This window comes from Vibrio viridaestus (assembly GCF_003856525.1).
In the GTDB taxonomy this organism is placed as follows: Bacteria; Pseudomonadota; Gammaproteobacteria; order Enterobacterales; family Vibrionaceae; genus Vibrio; species Vibrio viridaestus.
Genome location: NZ_RJVQ01000001.1, coordinates 496,844 through 520,495, shown reverse-complemented (window position 1 = coordinate 520,495; position 23,652 = coordinate 496,844). Strand labels below are relative to the sequence as shown.

Sequence of the window (23,652 nt, the reverse complement as noted above, 5' to 3'; positions counted from 1 at the left end):
GTTATATGAGTTTAGCTTCAGTTCGCTTATCTTTTTTCTAGAAAAAGATAGTTATCAGTAATTCTAACACTAAGTTTCTGATATGAAAGTCAGGAAAACACAAAAGCAATGCCAATATTCTTTCTATACTTTCTTTAGGCATCGCCACCCTATTTGAGTTATTATAACGCGTTCGGCTACAGGCCACGTATAAATGACCACATAACTTCATGGAGTTAACTTTGCAATTTAAAGATTTGGGTTTAGATAATCGTCTATTAAAAACATTAAGCCATTATGACTTCCGTCGGCCAACTGAGATTCAGCGTATGGCGGTGCCCATTGCAATTGCAGGTAAGGACCTTTTAGCGTCATCTAAAACGGGTTCTGGTAAAACGTTAGCGTTTGTTTTGCCGATACTTCATAAATCATTAAAGACTAAAGCCTTTTCAGCGAAAGACCCTCGAGCGATTATTCTTGCTCCAACCAGAGAACTGGCTAAGCAAGTCTATAATGAATTGCGTTCTATGCTCGCAGGTCTGTCCTATCATGCGACATTGATCGTTGGTGGAGAGAACTTTAATGATCAAGTTAAGGCTCTTGGTCGCTATCCGAAATTTATTGTTGCAACACCAGGTCGTCTTGCTGATCATTTGGACCACCGCTCGTTATTTTTAGATGGCCTGGAAACGTTGATTTTAGATGAAGCGGATCGAATGCTTGATTTAGGTTTCGCGCCTCAACTTAGACGTATTCACAGAGCGGCAAAGCATCGTCGCCGTCAAACGCTAATGTTCTCCGCAACGTTAGACCACACCGAAGTCCTCGATATTGCCTCAGAAATGCTGAATGATCCCAAGCGGATTTCTGTTGGCGTTGCTAATGAAGAACACAAAGACATTACGCAAAAATTTTACCTTTGTGATCATCTCGATCATAAAGAAGCGATTCTCCAACGTGTTTTGGATGAAAGTGATTACAAGCAGTTAATTATTTTCACTGCAACGCGAGCGGATACAGAGCGTTTGACTGAAAAGCTCAATCAGCAGAAGTTGAAAGCCGTTGCGCTCAGTGGCGAGTTAGCTCAAACTCAGCGTAATACGATTATGGGACAGTTCGAGCGTGGTGCATTTAAGATTCTTGTCACGACCGATGTTGCTTCAAGAGGCTTGGACATTGCGTCTGTGACGCATGTGATTAACTTCGATATGCCAAAGCACTCCGAAGAATACGTTCATAGGATTGGACGGACTGGTCGTGCGGGAAATAAGGGAGATGCTGTTTCTCTTGTGGGACCAAAAGATTGGGATAGCTTTCAGCGTGTTGAAGCATTCTTACAGCAATCTATTTCTTTCTCTGTGTTTGATGATCTCAAAGGCAAATTTACGGGTATAAAACCAAGAAAGCCAGTGAAGAAAACAACAGTTAATAAAAAGAAAAAGCCCAATTCAGGTAAAAAAGTGGAAAGCAAAAAACAGGTTAAACGTGATAAGAGTTTTTATCAAAACGTTCCTGTGGGAGATAGCGTTTTCATGCCGAAAAAGAAGAAACCTGAGAACGAATAACAATGAAAAGAACGGCCAATGGCCGTTCTTTTCGTTTATACCACTTTAAATTCGTTTAACTTTTGGTTCTGTTGTTCTGCTAGATTGGAAAGTTCATGGCTTGCCGCTGCCGATTGGGTAATCCCTGTCACATTCTGACTGACTAGCTCGTAGATATTTGAAATATTACGACCAATATCCTCAGTGACTTGGCGCTGTTCTTCCGATGAAGACGCTACTTGAGTATTTACCGAGCTAAGGCTTCTGATTGAGTCCAAGATATCATCAAGCGATATTTTAACTCGGCTTGCGACTTCACTATTTTCCTGAAGAGCAGAAAGAGTCAGTCCCATGCTGTTATTCGCTGAGCCTGATTGTTCCTGCAGTTTATTGATAATCGCCTGAATTTCTTTAGTTGAGTCCTGGGTTCGTGATGCAAGCATACGAACTTCATCAGCGACCACAGCAAAGCCTCTTCCGCTTTCACCCGCTCGAGCCGCTTCTATAGCAGCATTTAGCGCCAGTAGATTGGTTTGTTCGGAAATACTTTCAATTACCTCGATCACGCTCCCAATTCGGTCGGATTGCTCTTTTAGGGAGTTGATAATCTGCGCAGCGCTATTCAACTGAACCGACATCTCATCTGTTGCCTTAAGGCTACTATCGAACATGATAATACTTTCGGACACTAATTTATTGGCTTGAGAGGCGGCTAAGTCGGCTTCTTGAGCATTTTCAGTTACAGATTTCGCTGTAACTTCCAGTTGAGCAATCGCTGAAGAAACCTGCTCAATTTCATTTTTTTCCTGATCAGAGTTCGCACTCGACTGAGTCATGACTGCAGCTAATTCAGTAGAAGCAGAAGCAACATCAACGCTAATTCGATTCAGTGAGTCTACCGTAGACTTGAGTTGGCCGATGGTCTGGTTTACATCAAGAGCCAGAGCTGAAAGCTCATTATTGCCTTTAACTTCGATAGACGAAGTTAAATCACCTTGCGCTACTTTTTTCATTATGTGTTGTAAACGTTTTATCGGTTCAACAATAAAGCCCGAAACAAGCCAACCTAATCCAATAGCGATAAGAAGAATAACAATCAGTGAAACGATGGAATAATCCACTGTATTTGTGTGTTCTTGTTCATGGACATGTAACGAGTTGAGCGATAACTCATTCAGCCTCTGTGACAGTGCGCGAATGGCGGCAACCATTTGCTTTCCAGCATCGCGATAGCTATCACTCGCTTGAGCGTAGGTTTGCTCGAACGATTGAGGTAATGTGGTAGACCCTTGCTTAGTTCTTAGAAGAGGTAACATTGTGTTAAGTGAATACTCAACATAATGATCCATTGCCGATTTAAGATCGTCGACTTCATCTTGAATATCGGGGAGTTCTGCTATCTTATCAAGAAGCTGATTATTTGCTTCTTGATTTTCCTTAAGCACTTTGGGCAAAACATCGAGTTCGGACGATTTAAAGAGACTGTAAATCGCACTGATGCGCATACTGTAGATATTGTCGATTACCGTTGTGAGGTTATCTTTGTAGGTTATGGTATTCGTGGTAGACACGGATACCGAATTAAATGCTTCCTTTATCTTAGCTGAACTAATAAGAACACCTGTCGTTAGTAACGCGAGAGCGATGATAACAGGGACAACCACTTGAACTCGAATAGACAGTTTGCTTAACAACTGACGCATAAGTTCATACCTCTTTTATGTGAATAATTATCGTTTATTTTCTCATCATGATTCTATCTGTTTACGGTTATATTTCAATATTCAACCGCTTAAAATGAGTTTTTATTTATAATAAACAATAACTTGTATATGTAACACATTTCATTTGAGCTACGAATTAATTTGATGGTTTATGCAAGAAATAAACTGTTAATCTCGTTCAGATATTGAATGTATAAATTTCATGAATTTGCGATTTGTCATCTACGTTTAAAGTTACTGAAACACAACTGTCACATAAGCCGCCTAAAGTGACCCTCGTTGAATGAAAACATAAAGGCATAACGCCAATTAAGGATTCTAGTAATGAAAAAAACATTTATCGGTGCAGTAGCTCTTATCAGTGCTCTTTCAGTTAACGTTGCTTCAGCAAAGGAAACAATTTCAGCTGTAGGCTCAAGTAGTGTTACTCCTCTCATGGAAGTGTTTGCGGAAACTTACATGAAGACAGATTCAAATGTATTTATCGAAGTTCAGGGACCAGGTTCTTCAGCGGGTGTTAAAGCGGCTAAAAATGGTAGCGCAGATCTTGGTATGTCATCTCGTGAATTGAAGTCGTCTGAAAAAGAGCCAACGTTGGTAGAAGAAGTTATCGCTCGTGATGGTATCGCCGTCGTCGTTAACCCTAAAAATGGTGTTAAAGGATTAACATCCGAACAAGTAGCATCAATCTACAAAGGCGATATCACTAACTGGAAAGATGTTGGTGGCAATGACAAACCAATCGTAGCGATAACTCGTGATACAGCTTCAGGTACACGGGGTGCTTTTGAAGATATCTTAAGTCTGAAAAAAGAAATTAATGGAACGAAAGTATCTGCTATTTCTCAACGTGCACAAGTTGCAAATGGTAACGGTGGTCTGAAAACGATGGTTGCATCTAACCCATATGCTATCGGCTACATCTCTTTAGGTTCGGTTGATTCATCTGTTCACCCACTATCAATCGACGGTGTTGAGCCATCAGTAGATAACGTTAAAAACGGCTCTTATAAAGTCGCTCGTCCTTTCCTTGTTTTATACAAAGAAGGCAAACCATCTGCTGAAACTCAAAAATTCTTAGATTGGATGCTAACTGCTGATGCTCAGAAAATCGTGAGCGAAAAAGGCTACATCTCAATTCACTAATTAATAGTTAATTTAACGATTTGGCTCGGCTAGCGAAAAGAAACTCGTTAGCTGAGCATTTTACTTTGTATTCAAATTCTCTGTAGTTTGAGATAGATATGACCATCGCAACGACAAATAGTGAAACATCTATGAACGGTAGACAAAAAGTGAGTAATGCTGCCGAAAGTCCACGCCCTCTTCGTACGAAGAAACGTGTTGACTGGAAAGAACGAATTTTTCATTCGTTATTTCTCACAAGTGCAGTAATCGGAATTGTGTCTCTTTTTATCATTGCCTATTTTATTGTTAAAGAGAGTCTTCCCGCGTTTCAAGAAGTTGGTGTGTCCGGCATCGTTCTTGGTACCGATTGGCTTCCACCTGCGTTATATGGCGTTGCCACCATGATTGTGGCTTCAATAGTCTCTACGTTAGGTGCAGTACTGATTGGTGTGCCTGTCGGTGTACTAACTGCAATCTTTATTGCTGAAATAGCCCCCAAAAAACTGGCGGATATTATCCGTCCAGCTGTTGAACTTTTAGCTGGTATCCCTTCTGTAGTGTATGGATTTTTCGGCCTGGTTATTATCGTTCCTTTAATACAGCAACTATTCGATATTCCCGCAGGTAATACCATTCTTGCAGGAATGATAGTTCTGGGGGTTATGATTTTACCGACCGTTATTACCGTGTCCGAAACATCAATTCGCGCGGTTCCGAGAGCTTATAAAGAAGGTTCACTGGCTCTCGGGGCTTCTAATATTTTCACCATATTTAAGTTGTTGGTTCCCGCTGCTCGCTCAGGGATCATGACCGGCGTTATTCTCGGTATAGGTCGTGCTCTAGGGGAAACGATGGCCATTATTATGGTGATGGGAAATGCGCCAGCAATGCCACATAGTATTCTGGAATCAGCCCGTACTCTAACTGCGAATATTGCAATAGAAATGTCCTACGCCAGTGGGGTTCACGCGAATGCATTGTATGCGACAGGTGTGGTGTTGCTGGTTTTCATTATGGTACTGAACGGTGCGCTTCTGTATCTCAATCGTCAGAAAGCGAGGTAATTGAGATGGATAGAGTTAAATTAAAAAAACAGCGTGAATTTAAGGATGCTGTTTTAAAAGGGTTTATCTGGCTTTCAGCTGCGTTTACCGTTGGATTTTTATTCTGGATTATCTGGTACATTTTATCCAATGGCCTCAAGCACGTTGACTGGAACTTTATCACAGATAACTACACGCGTACTGGCGAAGAACATGGTATTTATCCGATGATAATCTCAACCATTTATATGGTTGTGGCGTCTATCGCTGTTGCTGCACCGCTTGGCATTATGACGGCGATTTATTTAACCGAATATGCGAAGGTTGGGAGTCGATTAGTCAAAGTTATTCGATTCTGTACCGAGTCACTTGCAGGAATACCATCCATTATATTTGGTTTATTTGGCATGACGTTCTTTGTAGCGATACTGGGATTTGGTTTTTCAATCTTATCAGGTGCGCTTACACTCAGTATTCTGATTTTGCCTGTCATCATTCGTACGACGGAAGAAGCGCTTATGGCCGTGCCTTCAACTTACCGTGAAGGTTCTTACGGACTGGGAGCATCGAAAATCTATACTATTTGGCGATTAATATTACCAAGCGCTATCCCTGGTATTCTGACCTCAATTATATTGAGTATTGGTCGAGTGATTGGCGAATCTGCGCCAGTGTTTTTGACTGCTGGTATGGTTGCTCGTATCCCGGACTCCATTATGGATTCAGGGCGTACATTAACAGTGCACCTTTATAAATTAACAACAGAATTGTTTACTGTTGAAGAGTGGAATCAGGCTTACGGAACTGCCACTGTCCTTATTGTTGTCGTCCTAGTGATCAATATGGTCACGAAACTTATTGCTAGACGATTTAATACAGCAACATATTAATTGACGACTATTTAAAAGAATTTCGAGATAGAGAATATGAATAAATTTAATATTGAAAACTTAGATCTTTACTACGGCGAAAACCAGGCACTTAAGGCAATTAACTTGCCGATTCCTTTACGTCAGGTCACGGCGCTAATTGGTCCATCTGGTTGTGGTAAATCGACATTATTGCGTTGTTTGAACCGCATGAATGACTTGATTGAAGGCGTTAAAATTACTGGTCGTCTCGAGATGGACGGTGAAGATATTTACGGCAATATAGACGTGGCTGATCTCAGGATTAAGGTTGGAATGGTTTTTCAGAAACCCAATCCATTCCCAATGAGTATTTATGAAAATGTAGCTTATGGGCTTAGAGCTCAAGGTATCAAAGATAAAAAACACATAGATGAAGTGGTTGAGCTCTCACTGCGTGGTGCAGCGTTATGGGATGAGGTAAAAGACAGACTTAAATCCCACGCCTTTGGTTTATCTGGTGGTCAGCAACAGCGTTTATGTATTGCCCGTACAATCGCAATGGAACCGGATGTCATTCTTATGGATGAGCCGACCTCCGCTCTTGACCCGATTGCAACACATAAAATTGAAGAATTAATGGAAGAGCTCAAAAAGGACTACACCATTGTTATCGTGACGCACTCAATGCAACAAGCTCGAAGGATTTCAGACAGAACTGCCTTTTTCTTAATGGGAGAGCTTGTGGAACATGACGACACATCCGTCATTTTTTCAGAACCTAAAGATGATCGTACTCGTGGTTATGTGAACGGTGATTTTGGTTAATTAAAGAATAATAATAAGCGATGGTAAATTTTGCCCCTTATCTCGAGGGGCCTTTTTGTATCCGCTTCATTTGATACATTCGACTATCCGCGATAAACATCAGTTCATTAATGTCTTTTGTATCATTGGGATAACAACTGACACCTAGACTTGTCGAGATATCCGCTTTTTTCCCTGTAGGCAAGCTAAACTGTTCTTCGAAGCACTGGTTGATCCCTTTTATTAGTTCAAGAATATCGGCTTCTTGAGTTACAGGGGAAAGAATCGCAAATTCGTCTCCGCCAATACGAAATATTTCCTCTTCACCCTCAGCCAGCCTCTCTGTTAGTCGCTTCGAGACGAGTTGTAATATCAAATCTCCAGCCTGGTGGCCATCGGTATCATTGACGGCTTTAAATCCATTTAAATCCAGTAGTACGCATGAAAAGCGTCTTTGCTTCTTGAATTTCTTAATATGACGGAATAGGGCGAGGCGATTATATAATCCTGTTAAAGGATCTGTAAGTGATAGGTTCCGATGAAAATGTGCATCTTTATAAAAAGTGAATATCACTATGCCAATAAAAACAAACGTGACAATCATGAGATAATATTGAGTCTGAGTTAAAGACTGGACATCTTCTTTACGTTCTGCATTAAACGGGCTGCTTAATCTGAAGTTTTTATTCACATACAGTAATGTATCTTTATATAAAGGTTTCATTGCCTCGTAAAAGGCTTGTAGTGTTTTTGTATCGTGGACTGCGTGGAGCTGTGACTCAAGAGCCTTATAGCGATTGAATAGAGTATTTACTGAGTGTTTAAAACTACTTGAAGTTTCGATGTCTCTCCAGCCATCAATATTTAGGATAACGTCGAACCTGCTCCAAGTGAGATCGTATTTTAACTGAACTCTTTGTTTCTCATGTTCGGAATAGGTTACCGGAGTAAAGGCGACTAATTCAGAAAATTCTTTGGCAAGCTGATATATATGCCAAGTCGCTTCGGTCTTTGCTTCGTTATAAGCATTAGAAAGCGTACGAGTTTCCTGAATAGTATAAATATTACTGACAATAAGGATAACAGAAACCACAACCAGAAGAATTCTGGCCTTCATAAGGGTTTGACTTAAGTGGTTATGGTTATGGTCTTTAATCATTGGGATTGATTTGTATTGACTTTAATTGCCATACCATGTGTGACTGATACTTAAGGCTAGTCAGATCTGGATATTTAGATAAATCATATAACATCCAAAATGGCCCTTTCTTCCTCACTGTCATCATGCCCCCATCCATTTTATAGGTAATGATGGGTTGGTATTGAGTGATATCCTCAATAGAAATTTCAGAAGTATAATCGTTTAACGCAGTTAAACGAACCGCGTGAACATTTTTGATGTTCAAGCTAGACAGTAGGTCAGTTAATTTTACGCCGATAAACTTGTGTTGTCCTTTAACCCAAGGTAATTCAATTGTGAACTTCTGTTGTGGAAGTTGGGATAGCTGCTCAAGAGTTACTGCTGCAATGTTAGTTCCCGTGTTCGAAACGAGATTGAGTTCACTTGCCTGTACTGAGCTAAATGAGCATAGCGTTAGCAAGAGAATAGAGATCCAGCTTTTCATCATCTTCAACTGTCTAAAAATAGAACATAGGTTTATCGGAATGGCGTATTATAGAGATGTTAATTCGTAAAATAAACGTATTTTGTTGACACATAAGTTAATAAAACTCTGTGTCAACAAATCAAAAATCAGTTTTAGTATTTAAAATATAAAGTTAGCTGCGATACAAATAATTGGCATTGTGATCAATGTCCTTAAAATGAAAATTATAAATAATTCAAATATATTTATTGGAATTTTACAGCCCAGTAATAAAGCGCCGACTTCCGACATATAAATTAACTGTGTTACTGACATTGCTGCGATAATAAATTTGGTTATGTCACTATCTACGGATGAAATGACAATAGCCGGAATAAACATATCAGCAAATCCAACCATTACCGTTTTGGATGCTTCAACAGCATGAGGAACGCCAAGCCACTCTAAGAATGGAATAAAGGGTTGTCCCAGAATAGAGAATGCAGCTGTATGTTCTGCCAGGACTAGTGCTATCGTACCGAGTGCCATAACCACAGGTAGTACGCCTAAGACCATATCAAGTGAATTTCTAACTCCTTCGAATAGTATGTTTCGTAGTGATTTAACACTCTCGGCCTTATTAATCGCGAGTTTAAAGCCCCAGCTAAAATAAGAGTGCCCTTGAGGAATATGATGATGTTCCTCTTGAGGTGTTGACCCATCGATATAAAGATCGTGTTTTAAGCTCAGTGGTGGAATTCTTGGGAGAATGACTGCGGCGACTAAACCAGCAAAACAAATAGTAAAATAGAACGGAACAAAGAGTGACTCTAGCTTGACCTGGGCAAGTACGATTAGAGTGAAAGTAATTGATACAGCTGAAAAGGTTGTTCCTACTACCGCCGCTTCACGTTGAGTATAAAATTTTTCTTCAAACTGCTTACTGGTTAATAAAATACCAACGCTACCATCGCCCAACCATGAGGTCATACAGTCAATGGCACTTCTTCCCGGCAGATTGAAAAGAGGGCGCATTACTTTCCCTAAAAGGGTTCCGAAAAATTCAAGCAGTCCAAAGTTTAATAGAAAAGGTAAAAGCAGGCCGGCAAAAGTAAAGACTGAAAATAGTGTAGGAAGTAGATCGTTAAGAACTAAGCCTCCAGTATTGGCATCCCAAATCCATTGAGGCCCGACTTTTTGTGATATGCAGAAAGCACAAAACCCGCCTATGAGTCTGACAAAAATCCATGTAGGGGAAGGTGATAGCAGTTGATGTATAAACGTAACGTTGCGTAGAAATTTCGGCTGATATAACGAATAAGCCAAAGAAATCAGAGCCATGAAGATAATAGTGTTCGCTACGATTATCGTGATGTTTTGTCCAATCAAGCTCCTCATCATAGCGGCTAATACAGCGACGGGAATCGTCGTATCTCCGTTATATGTCAAAGGCATCATAAACAGAAATAACCCGAATAAAGAGGGTATGCTAAAACGAAGAATTTGTTTGATTGAATAGGGTTTTGCCTGATGACTTGAGGTGTTGTCGATATTATCACTCATCTTATTACTCATTATTACTTAAATCGTTGCGCATCATCCTTGATTCGTTTCGGCTTGAATACTTAAAGAAGCGGCGAAGAATATAATGAATTAAAATTTATGGCAATATTAAAGATTGATATTGTGTTTATTTTTAAATGATTATGTTGTTAAAGGTTAAAGTGTAGATTATTAATCTAAAAGCTGGATCTGTATTTTATACGGCGTAAAGACCCAATTTTTATTTAGCTGGAAAAGAGTGATATAAGAAGTTGTAGATATTAGACAAATTTCTTATTATTCATTATATCCGGACAAAAAATCACCACTTTAAGCTGTCGTATAGCAGTGAAGATGATTGTCTGAATGAATACATCTGACATAAAAGTCGTGATGTTTATGTGTGGTTCTACCATCAGGGTTAAATGGAGTTTGCAGATGATTAATAAACGTTATTTCAAAACCAAAGACGAAGTGGAAGTGACTTTTGAGTTAGAAGTACCTGAATCCTCCTCAAAAGTATCTATAGTTGCTGACTTTTTGGACTGGCAACCAGAACCAATGAAGAAGATTGCAAAGTCCAGTATGTTTAAGTTCAAAACGCGTTTGCCAAAAGACGGCGAATTTCAGTTTAGATATCTCCTTGATGGTCAGCAATGGGTCAATGATCCAAACGCTGATAACTATATTCCGAATGGTTTTGGTGAAGACAACTCGTTGGTATCAACTTACTAGTAATGAAACCAGTCTAGTATTATCTGCCAATATCTAGTCTTGAAATGGTAGTCTCTGTCGATAATTTAACACGGCAGGGGCTTCTAGTTGTGTTTTTTGTCGTTTCTTTGACCTGTTCTAGGTGACAAGTCTGTTACAAGCATTTAATCTTGTGCTTTTGTGAAATCAGCTTGGATTTATTGTGGTACTAAAATCAATAAACGAGAGAGTTCTTGGGTTATCGAAGCGTCCCAAACTCATTTTGGCAAGCCTGCCTATTGTTGCCATTATTGCGTTTTGGGGAACTCTTAACTCAGAGACGTCAAGAACAGTTATTAATATAGAAGTGCCTGAACAAGAAATTGTTGAGAATATAATGACTGAGAATCAGAGTGAGACTATCTCTCACCCTGACTATGAATATCATATCCGTCCAGGTGATTCGCTAAGCACGATATTCTCCCATCTAGGCTTTGCCTATAAAGATTTAATGAAGGTCATGGAAACTGACCTAAACTATCTTGCCTTAGATACCATTAAGCCAGGCGATGTATTGCGTTTGTGGAAAACATCAGACGGCACTAACACGTTAGAAAAGCTGTCTCTGCAACTTAGCTTGGTAGAAAGTGTTGAGTATACTCGTCTGACCGATGGTACATATGAGTATAAACACGTTACGATTCCTGGTGTTTGGAAACCAGAAGCATTACTTGGCCGTGTGAGTGGATCGTTCTCCCAATCGGCTTATGATGCTGGCTTAAATAGCAATGAGATTGAGCAGATCGTTCAATTGCTCAAAGATAAAGTTAACTTCTCCCGTGATATTCGTGCCGGAGATAATTTTGAGGTGGTTAAATCTCGTCAATACGTTGGTGATCAATTAACTGGCAATTCAGAGATACAGGCAATAAAGATTGAAACTCGTGGTAGTACTGTTTCAGCCTATCTATATAAAGATGGGCAGTACTATGATGAGAAAGGACAGAGTTTGCAGAAAGCATTTCGTCGCTATCCGACGACTCAGCATTGGCGAGTAAGCTCTCCATTTAATCCTCATCGTCGTCATCCAGTAACAGGGCGCTTAGCTCCTCATAACGGTACTGACTTTGCCACACCAACAGGCACATCGGTTCTTTCAACGGGGGATGGTGTAGTTGAAATGATTCGTCATCATCCGTATGCGGGGAACTATGTTGTTATCAAGCATGATAATACCTATACCACGCGCTATTTGCATTTGAGTAAGATTCTGGTTCATAAGGGACAACGAGTGACTCGTGGACAAAAAATTGCTCTCTCTGGAGCAACAGGCAGGGTAACTGGACCGCATTTGCACTATGAGTTGATTGTTCGTGGACATCCAGTAAATGCTATGACGGCAAAAATTCCGATGGCAACCTCTGTCCCTAAGAATGAGATGAACCAATTTTTATCTCGCAGAAAAAAAATGGATTCGTTGATTGAGCAGCAAGAGCTTGCACTGAAAAACCACTCGGGAGATACGGTAACTAGTGGCTAATCTTTTGCCGGATTGTCGCTCAGACGTTTAATCATCGCTGTGGGGTGGAGAGGTTTGCTATAAAAGTAGCCTTGAATCCTTTGACACCCCATAGCATGAAGCCTTTCTAACGCGGTATTATCTTCAACGCCTTCCGCAACCAAATCAAACTCTAGTTGTTCAGCCAGCTGTATTATCAGCTTAACGATTTTTTCTGATGTCGGATTGATGAGCATATTTTTGACAAAAGAAGCATCTATCTTAATACAGTCTACTGGGTATGAATGGACGTAGTTTAGGCTAGAGTACCCTGTCCCAAAATCATCCAAGGCAATTTTAAATCCTGCATCTCTCAATTGATGCAAAATGTCGTTGACCATTTGATTATTTGTCAGTAATGCTGTTTCGGTGATTTCTATCGTGAAATCACAGGGTGAGAAACCCCATTCTCGAATCATATTGGTAAATGTTTCGAAATAGTTCTGAGACTGATTTAATTCCTGAGCTGAGCAGTTAATCGATAAATGAATGGGCCTTCCAATTTTTTCTTCTACCAGAGCTTTAGCCTCACAGGCTTTATGCAAGATGTGCTTACCCAGCTCAATCATCAGTCCAGATTGTTCTGCTGATGCAATGAATTCGGCTGGGGATACTGTGCCTAAACGAGCATTTTGCCACCTGGTTAAAACTTCAAAACAGTCCCAGTCTTGCCGATCTCTATGTACGATAGGTTGAAATACCACAAACAGCTCTGAATCTGATTTGGATTCCTTATTTAATTCATTTTTTAGTTCTTCAATCACCAGAGTTCGACGATGATATTGATCCAGAAGCAATGTATTGAAGCAGGAAATTTTACGAGACGAGTTTTTGCCTTCTTTCAACGCAAGACTTGCATTGAGTATTAACTGATCGGCTTCAAGTTGCTGCTCCAACTGAGTCGCTAATCCAACTCTGGCACTCAGTTTGATAAATAGTGAGCTGTTACTATAGCCCCGAGAAATAGTATTAAGGATTGTCTCACATACTTTTATTGGCTCTTCATTGAAAGTAATAAAAGCAAATTCATCCGCGGCGATGCGAAAAGACAATTTTTCGTCAGTGATAATCGACTTAATCGCAACTGCAATTGATTTTAAAACCTGATCACCAATGTAATTACCGTATATGTCATTAATGCTTTTAAAATTATCGATGTCTAACAAAACCAGAGTAAATTGTAAGTTGGTTTGAGATACCGATACTAAGCGCTCTAGCGTATCTGCAAGATAACTTCTGTTCATCATGCCGGTAAGGTTGTCATGTGATACCTCATAATTTAATTTTTGAAACAGGCCTTCCGTTTTGCTCTGACAACGAAGACAAAATGCATGTTTGATAATGAGTTGACTAGCGAAGTTATGCCAATCGAGAATGTCATCGGGCTCAGTAATCGTGTCTTTGGTAAGTGAAATAAGTACGCCCAATACTTCTCCTTTGTCCGTCAGAATTGTAGTCCCTACATACCCTTCAATCTGATTGTTCGTTAGAACATGCGAGTCAGGAAACTGGGCTGAAATCCCTTGGGGGATTATATGATCCTGTTTGCGATGGGAATTAAAATGCCTGGAAATAATAGGTTGTAGCTCGTCTAGTAGGTAATAATTTGTTGGGAAGACAGATGATATGGCTCGAATGTGACTACAGTGGCCACGATGGTCTAACGTTATAACGGTAGTGAGAGATGTTGAAAAAAGCTCGTGAATAAGAGCAACCGCGCGAGAATAGACATCATCGTCGGTCATATCATGGATCAAATTGGTAACTTGTTTAATCGCAGCCATTGACGTTAAACGAGACTTTGAATTCATATCGTGCCTTCGTCGTCTTATCCTTGTTCTTATTCATCTTTAAATGTGGTGTAATGACGAGGTTTTTTCCAGTGCGAAATGATAGTTGATGCATAACAGGCTGGAAAGGCTGGTATACAAATTAGGCATTAAATAAGGGCAATAGATGCAAGAGTCTGAATTCAATGAGCTTGTTAAGCAAGCTAGTGACAAGTCTTCGCTTCCTGAAGCGTTAACTTTTCTTAAAGAGTGTGAACTGGATGAGGTTTCATCTGCTGCTCAGGAGTTGACTGGTCAGTTTGCTTTAGCTGAAATGGACGGTGAAAAAAGAATTTACCATGTTTCAGTGGAAACGAACGAGCAGGATGAAGCAGAAGAGTTACTCGAGTTTATTATGAAAGAAGGCGATGATACATTAGTCTTTGTTTCCTGGTTTTTTTACAGTCAGTTTGATATCAAACACAGAGATGTTTATCGAGCTGTAGGGAAAACGTATAAGCAGCCAAAACGCGTTTAATTAAAAGAGTCGTCATAACAAGGAAGTTCGATGAAGCAAATTAAAGCTGGTGGTACTGTTGTAACACCATCTAAAGTAGTGTGTGTAGGTAGAAACTACGTTGAACATATTAAAGAGTTGAACAATGCCATTCCGGAACAGATGGTGTTGTTTAACAAACCGAATGCCTCAATTTCATCCGTCCTCTCTTCATTTCATGAAGAACAACTTCACTATGAAACTGAAATATGCTTTGTCGCTGAGAAAGGAAAATATCAGTATGTTGGCTTAGGTCTAGATTTGACTAAACGAGGTTTACAATCTTTCCTCAAAGAGAAGGGATTGCCGTGGGAAAGAGCGAAGGCTTTTAATGGGTCTGCCGTATTTAGCCGCTTTATCCCATTGGACAATATTGATATTGATTCGTTAAGCCTTGAACTTTTTATCAACTGTACCCGAGTTCAGTGTGGCGGTGTGAAACAAATGATGTATTCTCCAGATCTTATCCTGAGCGAAATTCAAACATTTATCCAGCTAGAAGACGGCGACGTCATTATGACTGGTACGCCCAAGGGTGTAGGTATGGTACATCAGGGGGATGCATTTTTAGCTCGGCTTAAAAGTAACGATGCAACACTGCTTGAGGTTGAATGGATTGCGCAGTAACTGTGTCAATCTTTATTGAAATACGACCAGATTGAGTGTTAAAAAAATCAGCATACTCAAGATGGTTGTTAGTAGGACATTCTTGGTTAACCAAGCGATTACGCCTGCTATCAGGGCAGACCAAATGTATGGGTTCGTGGTACTAAGGGCTAAGACGTTATCTGATGTGAAGACAATCGGTGCCCAAATCGCTGTTAGTACTGCGGGGCTTGAATAGCTAAGAAATCGTTGAATGGATGGACTCAATTTCAGAGGTAACTTGGGTTCAAGAAAAAGATAACGACTGAGAAAAACAAGGGCAGCCATTAGGGAAATCTGTAGTAATATCATTTTCTTCTGTCCATCGTTATCTCTGTTACGTACCCTGAAACCATGGCTAATACACTTGTTATGATAAGGCCGCTCTCAACATTCATCACAGTAAAAAATACGGAACTCAGGATAGCAACAAGTACCGTGACTAAAATGGGTATATTTTTAATCGTAGGAATAATAATGGCGATGAAGGTGCCCACGATGGCGAAATCCAATCCAATCGAACTCAGATCTGGTATCGATGACCCTAGAAATATTCCAACGAAACTTGCAATATTCCATATCAAATAAAAGCTAAGACCTGCTCCTAAAGCATACCAACGTTCAAAACACTGCGACTTTTTATTCCCAATAACGGCAAATAGTTCATCTGTGAGTAAAAAGCCAAGCGTAAGGCGCCACTTTAATGGGAGCTGACTGATATTCTGTCTCATTGAAATACTGTACAACAGATGACGTGATGTAATGAAGAATGTGGTTATAATCATTGTAAGAGTAGAAGCACCCGCTTTGAGCATACCGGTAGCAGCAAGTTGTGCCGCGCCCGCATACAAAACGGTTGATAAAGCCTGGCTGTCAAAAGGACTCAGACCTGAATCGACAGCGTATGATCCTGCGAGAAGCCCCCATGGAATAACCGCAATACTAAGAGGTAGAATGGCAAGGGCACCTTTCAAAAATAAGTCTAATTTTGACTGCTGTACCAGAGCGGATTCCATAACTATTACGATTATGTTGAAAATGGGATAGGCAAGATAACAGGGTGGCAAAAAATAGCAAGAGTCGGTTAGGGAGGATACGATCTTGACCCTCCCTAACTGACGTTTAACTGCTTATTTCAGATTGATGCTCTGAAATCAACATCGCTATTTGTTCATCTGCTATCGACTGTGCATCCCAATATAATTGGTTTGGTTCCATTGGGTAACATAATTCGTAATAGCATTTTATTTTGGGTTCTGTACCTGATGGCCTGACGATGACTCGACAATCTCCTTCAAGATGATAGATCAAAACGTCGCTCGTTGGGTAATCAAGCGGTTGTGAATTATTATTTACGTCCACGCTTTTCAGCGATTTAAAATCTTCAGTTAATACAACTGATCGACCGGCAATATGGGTTGGTGGAGTCGCGCGCAGCTTATCACCGATTGAATCATCCGATGACGTGAGAGCGATGCTTTTCTGTGCTGTGACATAAAATCCATGCTGATGATATAGATCAGATAACTTATCCCATATTGTTCTGCCTTGTTGTTTGAGTTCGTCTGCCAGCGATACAAACACAGCAAAAGCACTTAGACCATCTTTGTCCGAAACCAAGCTATTTACCGCATAGCCGAGCGCCTCTTCATAAGCAAACACAAATGGCTTATCTTTCGATTCTTTGCCCATTGCAACGTTAGTTAACCATTTAAAGCCAGTGAGAGTTTTGAAGTAATTAGCATTGTAAGAATTAGCCACCTTTCCCAAAAGGCTGGACGAAACAATTGTGTTTCCTATCCAACAAGGACCATCCTTCTTCGCTAGAATATAATCCGCAAGCAATATACCGACTTGGTCACCTGTTAGCATTCTAAATTGATCGTCTTCTGTTTTAGCTGCGACAGCAAAGCGGTCAGCGTCAGGGTCATTTGCACAGGCTAAGTCAGCTCCGTTTTCTTTGGCAAGTTTGATGACGAGATCCATTGCGCCAGGTTCTTCTGGATTTGGAAACTTAACCGTTGGAAATAGACCATCGGGCTGATACTGCTCCGCTACAGTAAAAAACATATTAAGATTGATTTGAGCTGCAATCGAATCAATGAACTTGCCGCCAACGCCGTGCATAGCCGTGTAAGCGACACTGACCTGCTTATGGTGCTGCGATATTGACGGTGTATTTACAAGAATGGCATCAAGGTAAGTTTGATTAAATTCTTTTGATAACCAGACCAATTTATCATTCGCTTTTGATAGCGCTATTCTCTGTAATGGTAAAAGCGTCGCTGCATCGATGCATTCGGCAATACCTTCATCATGAGGTGGAATGATTTGAGCGCCATTGCCCCAATACACTTTAAATCCATTGTATTCGGGAGGGTTATGACTTGCGGTCACAACAATTCCGGCAGCCGTTGAGTAGTTCTTGACACCGAAAGCAATCAAAGGCGTTGGAACGATATCATCTGTAAGATATACGGTAAATCCCAATGACAGTAATACTTCAGCGGAGTCTTGAGCGAATTGTTTAGAATCTGGTCTCGCGTCAAAGCCTATAATCACGCCTTTTTGTTTTGCTTCAGGAACATTTTTTATCAGGTAGTGGCCAAGTCCAAGACTCGTTTCTTGTATAACGAGACGATTCATTCTATTCGGTCCTGCTCCCACTTTACCTCTTAATCCAGCTGTGCCGAACGCGAGGCGAGAGGAGAAGCGATCTTTAATTTCAGCAACCTGATTCTCTGTAATTAAAGTTTGCAACTCAGCCTGAGTTGTCGGATCGGGGTCTTTCTCAAGCCAGCGGTCCACCAATTGTTTCATAAAAATCTGCCTCTTTTCTGTCACTTAGGATTTCATAGTGATTAAATCAGTCTACGTTAACTTTTTCCAATGTAATGTGCACGCAATCGTTAAACAGTGTATATCGATTAGCTAATTTCACCATAAAACCTGATCAATATTGGTATTAACTGAGAGTTCTATGATTTATTTAATCTCGGTGTACACTTTAATTTACAATGTGGTTTACACCTAATATATATCAATCTATTGCATTAAATATTAAATAATGCTTGCAAGAGTTTGGTTCAGCCGTTAACTTACAGAGGTCAAATAACACTGACTTATAAAAACAAGCTAACAACGAGCCTGAGAGTGCACTAATAGTAGTAAAGGATGTAGAGCAGAATGTTTCAAACAGACGATGTAAAAATTAAAAAAGTTAAAGAATTATTACCACCAGTTGCTATTTTAGAGAAATTCCCTGCGACTCATACTGCGTCATCCACTACGTTTAACGCACGAGAAGCGATTCATAACATCTTAGAAAGTAAAGATGACCGCCTTGTTGTGGTGATTGGTCCTTGTTCTATCCACGATACCGAAGCTGCGCTTGACTATGGTCGCCGACTAAAAACCCTGCGTGATGAACTTAGTGGTGATCTCGAAATTATTATGCGTGTCTATTTCGAGAAACCTAGAACGACAGTTGGATGGAAAGGATTGATCAACGACCCGTATCTAAACGATACCTATGAGATTAATGATGGATTACGAATCGGTCGAAAATTACTTCTTGATTTGACTGATATGGGAGTTCCAACTGCGAGTGAGTTCTTAGATATGATCACTCCTCAGTATGTTGCTGACCTTATTAGTTGGGGAGCAATCGGTGCTCGTACAACTGAATCACAGGTTCACAGAGAATTGGCTTCTGGCTTATCTTGTCCGGTTGGATTTAAAAATGGTACTGATGGAAATATCAAGATTGCTGCGGATGCGATTCGTGCAGCTGAAGCGTCACACCATTTCCTTTCTGTAACGAAATATGGTCATTCTGCTATTGTTGAGACAGCTGGAAACCCTTATTGCCACCTCATTTTACGTGGTGGTAAGGAGCCAAATTACAGTGCAGAGCACGTACAGGAAGTCAGTGAGAAACTGGGCGAAGTTAAATTGCCTAAAAAAGTCATGATCGACTTCAGTCATGCTAACAGTCTTAAACAATATCAACGTCAAATGGTTGTCGCTGAGGATATTTCTAATCAGCTAGCTAACGGTGAACAATCTATTTTTGGCGTTATGATTGAGTCACATTTAGTCGAAGGTCGTCAGGACCTTGTCGATGGTAAAGCGCCTGTGTACGGACAATCTATTACTGATGCTTGTATCGGGTGGGAAGATACCGAAGCCGTACTCCGTCAACTTGCAAGTGCGGTTGCAAAGAGAAGACAGCTACGCGGTTAATTTTTGTATCATTAGCGAAGCAGCATGGGTAACCATGCTGCTTTTTTATTGCTTCGCTCTTAAGACATCCATTGTATTTCTATAGAGTAACCATGCTGCTAGTCCGGCAAGAACATTACCTAAAAGTGCCCCTAAGTAAATTCCCTGAATATCAAAAAGGTATGATCCGAGCCATAGCGCGGGTAGGAAAAAGGCGAACAGCCGAAGACCTGAAATCACTAGGGCTCTATAAGAACGGCCCAAGGCATTAGATACTGAAACGATTAAAATACATATGCCGAGTGGACCCAAGCTGATAGGGACCCAGGTTAAATGCCATTCTAGAAGATGACGCACGCTATCGTCTCCTGACATCAGTCTGGTAAGTAGACCAGAGAAAATAAGAGTCACGATTGCCAAAATGGTTTGAAAGCCTAAAATGAAACGAACGGCGATGCGAACCAGTGATTCAATTTGCGCAAACTGCTTTTGTCCTAATAACCGCCCGATCATCGGTGGCATTGACATTGTCAGAGCAAGGACTGATACGATGGAAAAGAATTCGAATCTTGATCCTACTGCCCAAGCTGCGACTGCTGCAGGCCCAAATGTGGCCAACAATTTTGTGGCTAACATTGAAGAAACAGGTGGGAGTAGCTGGCTTATCATCGCAGGTCCCATGATTGAGAGTATGTTACCAATACTCTGCTTTATATCAAAATCCGCCCAATGGAAGGTCATCCAGTGTTTCTTATAGACCTTAGGAAAAACGATTAGTATACCGATAAAGAAAGATAAGGTTGTCGCAACGGCCGCACCATTAATCCCCCAATCAAGCGTAAATATGAATATTGGGTCGAGTACTAAATTCAGTAAACTTGTTACCATCATCATCGACCCTGGCAGCATTGTGTTGCCGTTAGCTCGACATAGGCTATAAAGAAAGTATAACGCTGCTCCAGTCCAAGCGCTCACCAGCCATATAGGCCAGTATCCATCAACGATAGGTAAGACTTCTGCTTGAGCATCCAATAGATTTAGGATTGGGATTCTTATTAAGTAAATAACAGCACATAGAATCGCAACAGATAAACACCCCAGTAGCAATATAAGACCGCCAAGCTGCTTCGCTAAAAGGATGTTCTCTGCCCCAATCGCTCTTGAAATGATGGCTGTTGTCGCAATTCCCAGCCCCACTTGTATTCCGATGATGATCATCTGAATCGGTAAGGTGAATCCCTGAGTTGCTAGTGGTAATACGCCTAGTTGACCAATGAATGCGCTGTCGACTAGTTGGAAACTCATCAAAGAAAGCACGCCAAAGAGCATTGGCCAAGTCATAGAAAATAGCTGTTTTGACAGTTCTTTATTCTGCTTTTGCATATTCAGTAATTAAGTCTTCTCTTATGAATTGGCGCCTAGTAGAGCATATTAAACAACGAAACCCAAGAAATTGGCTCTGAGATATTCGATAAATTTTATGATTTGTGGTCACTATTTGCGCACTTAAACCTGATTTGGAAATAAGTCACTATAAATTCAACAAATTGCATTTAAACTAGGATTCAACAAGCATGGATCGTGAAGTAGGGAAGGTTATGGCAATAAAATGTATGAATTCTGAGCAGTTATATCGTACTGCCGAGCTGGAAAACTTGCCTTGCAAATCGACTAAAGAACTGGCTCCAATTGATGAGATTATCGGTCAGGAAAGAGCACAGAAAGCGGTTGAGTTTGCAATGTCAATCAAGGAAAAAGGTTACAACATTTATGCCATAGGCCGAAATGGTTTGGGTAAACGAACCATGGTGCTAAGGTACCTTAATCGTCATCAATACAACTCAGAGCATTTGTTTGACTGGTGTTATGTTGCAAATTTTGAGGATATCCGTACCCCGAAAGTACTCAAATTACCACGCGGTGTGGGCAATAAATTGCGCGTGGACATTGAAAAGCTTTTAACCAAACTGGTTAATGGCATTCCATTGGCTTTTGATAACGAAATCTATATTAGCCGTGCTGAGAAATTAAAAAACCAGCTTTCAGCCAAGCAGCAGGATGAATTGGATGCCATCACGGCTGATGCTAAAGAAAAAGGCGTGAGCCTCACCATTACTCCTCAAGGTGACTATCAGTTCATTGCAATGAACGGAGAAGAACTGCATACAGAGGAAACATTCGACGAGCTGGATATCAAAGAGCAGGAGCGCTTTGGTAAAGTGATTGATGAATTGGAAGTCAATCTACGTAATATGGTCCGGTTGCTGACCGAGTTGGAAGAAGATTACAGCAATAAAATCAAGAAACTGAATGATGATGTCACACTTGAGGTTATTGCACATTTTATTAAAGACTTGAAAGCAGACTATTCTAAATTCCCAGAGATAAAGCAATATCTTGATGATTTACAGAAAGACATTCTTGATAACGTAGAAGTCTTCCTTGATGAAAGCAATGAGCAAGGGGAATTGGCGACTGCTTCTCTGGATAAAAAACTGCCGAGACGTTATAAAATTAATGTCATGGCTTCACATTCTGATGACTCTTTCCCTATCGTGGTTGAAGAGAACCCGAATTATCATACGTTGTTTGGATACATTGAAACCGTTACTTATAAAGGAACTGTGTTTACCGACTTTTCCCTTATCCGTCCGGGTAGCATGCATAAAGCGAATGGTGGCGTACTGCTTATGGATGCGATTAAGGTTCTGGAGCGTCCTTATGTGTGGGACGGTTTAAAACGAGCACTTCGTTCTCGCCAACTTAGCATGACGTCTTTGGAGAAAGAGGTAACTCTGACTGGTGCAGTCTCTCTAGACCCTCAACCTATTCCCCTCGATGTGAAGATTATCTTGTTTGGGGACTATCATACTTATCAACTTTTGACGAATTACGACTCTGAGTTCAGTGAGCTATTTCGTGTTACGGCTGATTTTGAGGATGAAATGAATCGCAACGAAGATTCAGAGCTGCAATATGCTCGATTCATTTCGAGCTTTGTTCATGATAACCATCTGCTACATTGCGATAAAAAGGCCATAGCCAGACTCATAGAACACAGCTCAAGACTGACAGGAGACCAAAATAAATTATCTTTGCACTCAGCGCATATTGGTAATTTATTACGTGAGTCAAATTACGTTGCTCGTCAGGCTCACTCAAATATGATTCGTCAGAGCCATGTTGATGAGGCATTGTACAATCAGGAACATCGAGTAAACCGTCTGCAGTTCGGAGTGATGGAAAGTTTTACTAATGGAACGACTTTAATCCAAACTGACGGTTCTTCAATTGGTCAGGTCAATGCCCTTTCCGTGCTGGCAACGACAGATCATGATTTTGGGGTTCCAAACCGGATAACAGCAACAACATCCTATGGTAGTGGAGAAATTATCGACATTGAAAGAAGTGTCGATTTAGGTGGTAGTATTCACTCGAAAGGTGTGATGATTTTAACCGCTTATCTTCATTCGATTTTTGGTAAAACTGCCAATGTTCCATTGACTACAACTATCACCTTTGAGCAGTCGTATGGTGGAGTCGATGGTGATAGCGCCAGTATGGCTGAAGTTTGTGCGATAGTATCGGCTTTCTCCAAGATACCAAACAGACAGGATATTGCTATCACTGGCTCTATGAACCAGTTCGGTGAAGCGCAGCCTATTGGTGGCATAAACGAGAAAATTGAAGGTTTCTTTGATGTCTGTGTTATCAAAGGTAGAAAAAATACTCAAGGCGTTGTAATTCCGCAGTCTAATATGCACAACCTGATGTTAAGACCCGACATTGTCAAAGCTGTCGAGAAAGGTGAGTTCCATATTTGGGCTATTGAGCATGTTACGGAAGCTATCGAAATTTTTACTGGCAAAGTCGCAGGACAATCTGGAGACGATGGAAGTTATCCTGTTGAATCGGTTTTCGGTATTGCACAATCGAAGCTTAATGCACTAAGAAAGTAACACTAACCCAAAAAAACGAAAGCGCATTCCTAGAATGCGCTTTTTTA

Annotated in this window: 20 protein-coding genes; 11 read left to right on the top strand and 9 right to left on the bottom strand. The window is 40.6% G+C overall.

All coding sequences use genetic code 11. From position 1 onward, the window contains the following. Window positions 1–209: 209 nt before the first annotated feature. A complete protein-coding gene (locus EES38_RS02430; protein ID WP_124935567.1) occupies window positions 210–1,544 on the top strand; it encodes a DEAD/DEAH box helicase in 1,335 nt (444 codons plus the stop codon). A 35-nt stretch (window positions 1,545–1,579) separates the two neighbouring features. On the opposite strand, the gene EES38_RS02425 is transcribed toward EES38_RS02430, so the two are convergent. Next, window positions 1,580–3,226 (bottom strand): methyl-accepting chemotaxis protein, encoded by a 1,647-nt coding sequence (locus EES38_RS02425; protein WP_124935566.1) that lies wholly within the window; start codon window positions 3,224–3,226, stop codon window positions 1,580–1,582. A 345-nt stretch (window positions 3,227–3,571) separates the two neighbouring features. On the opposite strand from EES38_RS02425, the gene EES38_RS02420 reads away from it, so the two are divergent. From EES38_RS02420 to pstB, 4 genes are all read left to right on the top strand, one after another. Further along, on the top strand, window positions 3,572–4,393 hold the full coding sequence (locus EES38_RS02420; protein WP_124935565.1) for a phosphate ABC transporter substrate-binding protein: 822 nt from the start codon (window positions 3,572–3,574) through the stop codon (window positions 4,391–4,393). Between the two features lie 98 nt (window positions 4,394–4,491). Next, window positions 4,492–5,439 carry a phosphate ABC transporter permease subunit PstC gene (gene pstC, locus EES38_RS02415; RefSeq protein WP_124935564.1) on the top strand — a complete coding sequence of 316 codons (948 nt, stop codon included), beginning with the start codon at window positions 4,492–4,494 and terminating at the stop codon, window positions 5,437–5,439. Between the two features lie 5 nt (window positions 5,440–5,444). Continuing rightward, complete coding sequence (pstA, locus tag EES38_RS02410; protein ID WP_124935563.1) at window positions 5,445–6,308, top strand: phosphate ABC transporter permease PstA; 864 nt, start codon at window positions 5,445–5,447, stop codon at window positions 6,306–6,308. Window positions 6,309–6,344: 36 nt separating this feature from the next. After that, window positions 6,345–7,094 (top strand): phosphate ABC transporter ATP-binding protein PstB, encoded by a 750-nt coding sequence (gene pstB, locus EES38_RS02405; RefSeq protein ID WP_124935562.1) that lies wholly within the window; start codon window positions 6,345–6,347, stop codon window positions 7,092–7,094. A gap of 37 nt (window positions 7,095–7,131) precedes the next feature. Here the strand turns inward: pstB and EES38_RS02400 are convergent, their stop codons facing one another. The 3 genes from EES38_RS02400 to EES38_RS02390 all read right to left on the bottom strand — a co-directional run bounded on the left by EES38_RS02400 (window position 7,132) and on the right by EES38_RS02390 (window position 10,117). Further along, window positions 7,132–8,190, bottom strand: a complete 1,059-nt coding sequence (locus EES38_RS02400; RefSeq protein WP_166434191.1) for a GGDEF domain-containing protein — start codon at window positions 8,188–8,190, stop codon at window positions 7,132–7,134. Window positions 8,191–8,224: 34 nt separating this feature from the next. Next, window positions 8,225–8,701 (bottom strand): putative pterin-binding protein, encoded by a 477-nt coding sequence (locus EES38_RS02395; RefSeq protein WP_124935560.1) that lies wholly within the window; start codon window positions 8,699–8,701, stop codon window positions 8,225–8,227. A gap of 138 nt (window positions 8,702–8,839) precedes the next feature. Beyond that, on the bottom strand, window positions 8,840–10,117 hold the full coding sequence (locus EES38_RS02390; RefSeq protein WP_243694148.1) for a YjiH family protein: 1,278 nt from the start codon (window positions 10,115–10,117) through the stop codon (window positions 8,840–8,842). Between the two features lie 522 nt (window positions 10,118–10,639). On the opposite strand from EES38_RS02390, the gene EES38_RS02385 reads away from it, so the two are divergent. Both EES38_RS02385 and shyA read left to right on the top strand, forming a co-directional pair. Continuing rightward, window positions 10,640–10,936 carry an isoamylase early set domain-containing protein gene (locus EES38_RS02385; RefSeq protein ID WP_124935558.1) on the top strand — a complete coding sequence of 99 codons (297 nt, stop codon included), beginning with the start codon at window positions 10,640–10,642 and terminating at the stop codon, window positions 10,934–10,936. A 181-nt stretch (window positions 10,937–11,117) separates the two neighbouring features. Then, entirely contained in the window at window positions 11,118–12,434 is a 1,317-nt protein-coding gene (gene shyA, locus EES38_RS02380) for a peptidoglycan DD-endopeptidase ShyA (RefSeq protein ID WP_124935557.1), read from the top strand. Here shyA and EES38_RS02375 read toward each other — a convergent pair. Further along, on the bottom strand, window positions 12,431–14,263 hold the full coding sequence (locus tag EES38_RS02375; protein WP_124935556.1) for a putative bifunctional diguanylate cyclase/phosphodiesterase: 1,833 nt from the start codon (window positions 14,261–14,263) through the stop codon (window positions 12,431–12,433). The genes shyA and EES38_RS02375 overlap by 4 nt on opposite strands. A gap of 145 nt (window positions 14,264–14,408) precedes the next feature. Here EES38_RS02375 and EES38_RS02370 point away from each other — a divergent pair, with 145 nt between their 5' ends. Both EES38_RS02370 and EES38_RS02365 read left to right on the top strand, forming a co-directional pair. Further along, complete coding sequence (locus tag EES38_RS02370) at window positions 14,409–14,759, top strand: hypothetical protein (RefSeq protein WP_124935555.1); 351 nt, start codon at window positions 14,409–14,411, stop codon at window positions 14,757–14,759. A gap of 30 nt (window positions 14,760–14,789) precedes the next feature. After that, window positions 14,790–15,404 (top strand): fumarylacetoacetate hydrolase family protein, encoded by a 615-nt coding sequence (locus tag EES38_RS02365; protein WP_124935554.1) that lies wholly within the window; start codon window positions 14,790–14,792, stop codon window positions 15,402–15,404. Window positions 15,405–15,416: 12 nt separating this feature from the next. Here EES38_RS02365 and EES38_RS02360 read toward each other — a convergent pair whose 3' ends face one another. From EES38_RS02360 to EES38_RS02350, 3 genes are all read right to left on the bottom strand, one after another. Further along, the gene (locus EES38_RS02360; protein WP_124935553.1) at window positions 15,417–15,734 is read right to left on the bottom strand and encodes an AzlD domain-containing protein; all 318 of its coding nucleotides are present in this window, start codon (window positions 15,732–15,734) and stop codon (window positions 15,417–15,419) included. Further along, window positions 15,731–16,438: an AzlC family ABC transporter permease gene (locus tag EES38_RS02355; protein ID WP_124935552.1), complete on the bottom strand. Its 708-nt coding sequence runs from the start codon at window positions 16,436–16,438 to the stop codon at window positions 15,731–15,733. The genes EES38_RS02360 and EES38_RS02355 overlap by 4 nt, the downstream gene beginning before the upstream one ends. Window positions 16,439–16,544: 106 nt before the next feature. Continuing rightward, window positions 16,545–18,242, bottom strand: coding sequence for a phospho-sugar mutase (locus EES38_RS02350; RefSeq protein ID WP_124935551.1), 1,698 nt, complete (start codon window positions 18,240–18,242; stop codon window positions 16,545–16,547). Between the two features lie 366 nt (window positions 18,243–18,608). Here EES38_RS02350 and aroG point away from each other — a divergent pair, with 366 nt between their 5' ends. Further along, window positions 18,609–19,667 (top strand): 3-deoxy-7-phosphoheptulonate synthase AroG, encoded by a 1,059-nt coding sequence (gene aroG / locus EES38_RS02345; protein ID WP_124935550.1) that lies wholly within the window; start codon window positions 18,609–18,611, stop codon window positions 19,665–19,667. 45 nt (window positions 19,668–19,712) lie between these two features. Here aroG and EES38_RS02340 read toward each other — a convergent pair whose 3' ends face one another. Continuing rightward, window positions 19,713–21,029 (bottom strand): MATE family efflux transporter, encoded by a 1,317-nt coding sequence (locus EES38_RS02340; protein ID WP_124935549.1) that lies wholly within the window; start codon window positions 21,027–21,029, stop codon window positions 19,713–19,715. A gap of 215 nt (window positions 21,030–21,244) precedes the next feature. On the opposite strand from EES38_RS02340, the gene EES38_RS02335 reads away from it, so the two are divergent. Beyond that, a complete protein-coding gene (locus EES38_RS02335; RefSeq protein ID WP_124935844.1) occupies window positions 21,245–23,605 on the top strand; it encodes a Lon protease family protein in 2,361 nt (786 codons plus the stop codon). The last annotated feature ends 47 nt before the right edge of the window (window positions 23,606–23,652 follow it).

Coding starts and splice junctions, on each gene's coding strand:
- EES38_RS02430 (WP_124935567.1), top strand. CDS start 210: ATGGAGTTAACTTTGCAATTTAAAGATTTGGGTTTAGATAATCGTCTA.
- EES38_RS02425 (WP_124935566.1), bottom strand. CDS start 3,226: ATGCGTCAGTTGTTAAGCAAACTGTCTATTCGAGTTCAAGTGGTTGTC.
- EES38_RS02420 (WP_124935565.1), top strand. CDS start 3,572: ATGAAAAAAACATTTATCGGTGCAGTAGCTCTTATCAGTGCTCTTTCA.
- pstC (WP_124935564.1), top strand. CDS start 4,492: ATGACCATCGCAACGACAAATAGTGAAACATCTATGAACGGTAGACAA.
- pstA (WP_124935563.1), top strand. CDS start 5,445: ATGGATAGAGTTAAATTAAAAAAACAGCGTGAATTTAAGGATGCTGTT.
- pstB (WP_124935562.1), top strand. CDS start 6,345: ATGAATAAATTTAATATTGAAAACTTAGATCTTTACTACGGCGAAAAC.
- EES38_RS02400 (WP_166434191.1), bottom strand. CDS start 8,190: ATGAAGGCCAGAATTCTTCTGGTTGTGGTTTCTGTTATCCTTATTGTC.
- EES38_RS02395 (WP_124935560.1), bottom strand. CDS start 8,701: ATGATGAAAAGCTGGATCTCTATTCTCTTGCTAACGCTATGCTCATTT.
- EES38_RS02390 (WP_243694148.1), bottom strand. CDS start 10,117: ATGATGCCTTTGACATATAACGGAGATACGACGATTCCCGTCGCTGTA.
- EES38_RS02385 (WP_124935558.1), top strand. CDS start 10,640: ATGATTAATAAACGTTATTTCAAAACCAAAGACGAAGTGGAAGTGACT.
- EES38_RS02375 (WP_124935556.1), bottom strand. CDS start 14,263: ATGAATTCAAAGTCTCGTTTAACGTCAATGGCTGCGATTAAACAAGTT.
- EES38_RS02370 (WP_124935555.1), top strand. CDS start 14,409: ATGCAAGAGTCTGAATTCAATGAGCTTGTTAAGCAAGCTAGTGACAAG.
- EES38_RS02365 (WP_124935554.1), top strand. CDS start 14,790: ATGAAGCAAATTAAAGCTGGTGGTACTGTTGTAACACCATCTAAAGTA.
- EES38_RS02360 (WP_124935553.1), bottom strand. CDS start 15,734: ATGATATTACTACAGATTTCCCTAATGGCTGCCCTTGTTTTTCTCAGT.
- EES38_RS02355 (WP_124935552.1), bottom strand. CDS start 16,438: ATGGAATCCGCTCTGGTACAGCAGTCAAAATTAGACTTATTTTTGAAA.
- EES38_RS02350 (WP_124935551.1), bottom strand. CDS start 18,242: ATGAAACAATTGGTGGACCGCTGGCTTGAGAAAGACCCCGATCCGACA.
- aroG (WP_124935550.1), top strand. CDS start 18,609: ATGTTTCAAACAGACGATGTAAAAATTAAAAAAGTTAAAGAATTATTA.
- EES38_RS02340 (WP_124935549.1), bottom strand. CDS start 21,029: ATGCAAAAGCAGAATAAAGAACTGTCAAAACAGCTATTTTCTATGACT.
- EES38_RS02335 (WP_124935844.1), top strand. CDS start 21,245: ATGGCAATAAAATGTATGAATTCTGAGCAGTTATATCGTACTGCCGAG.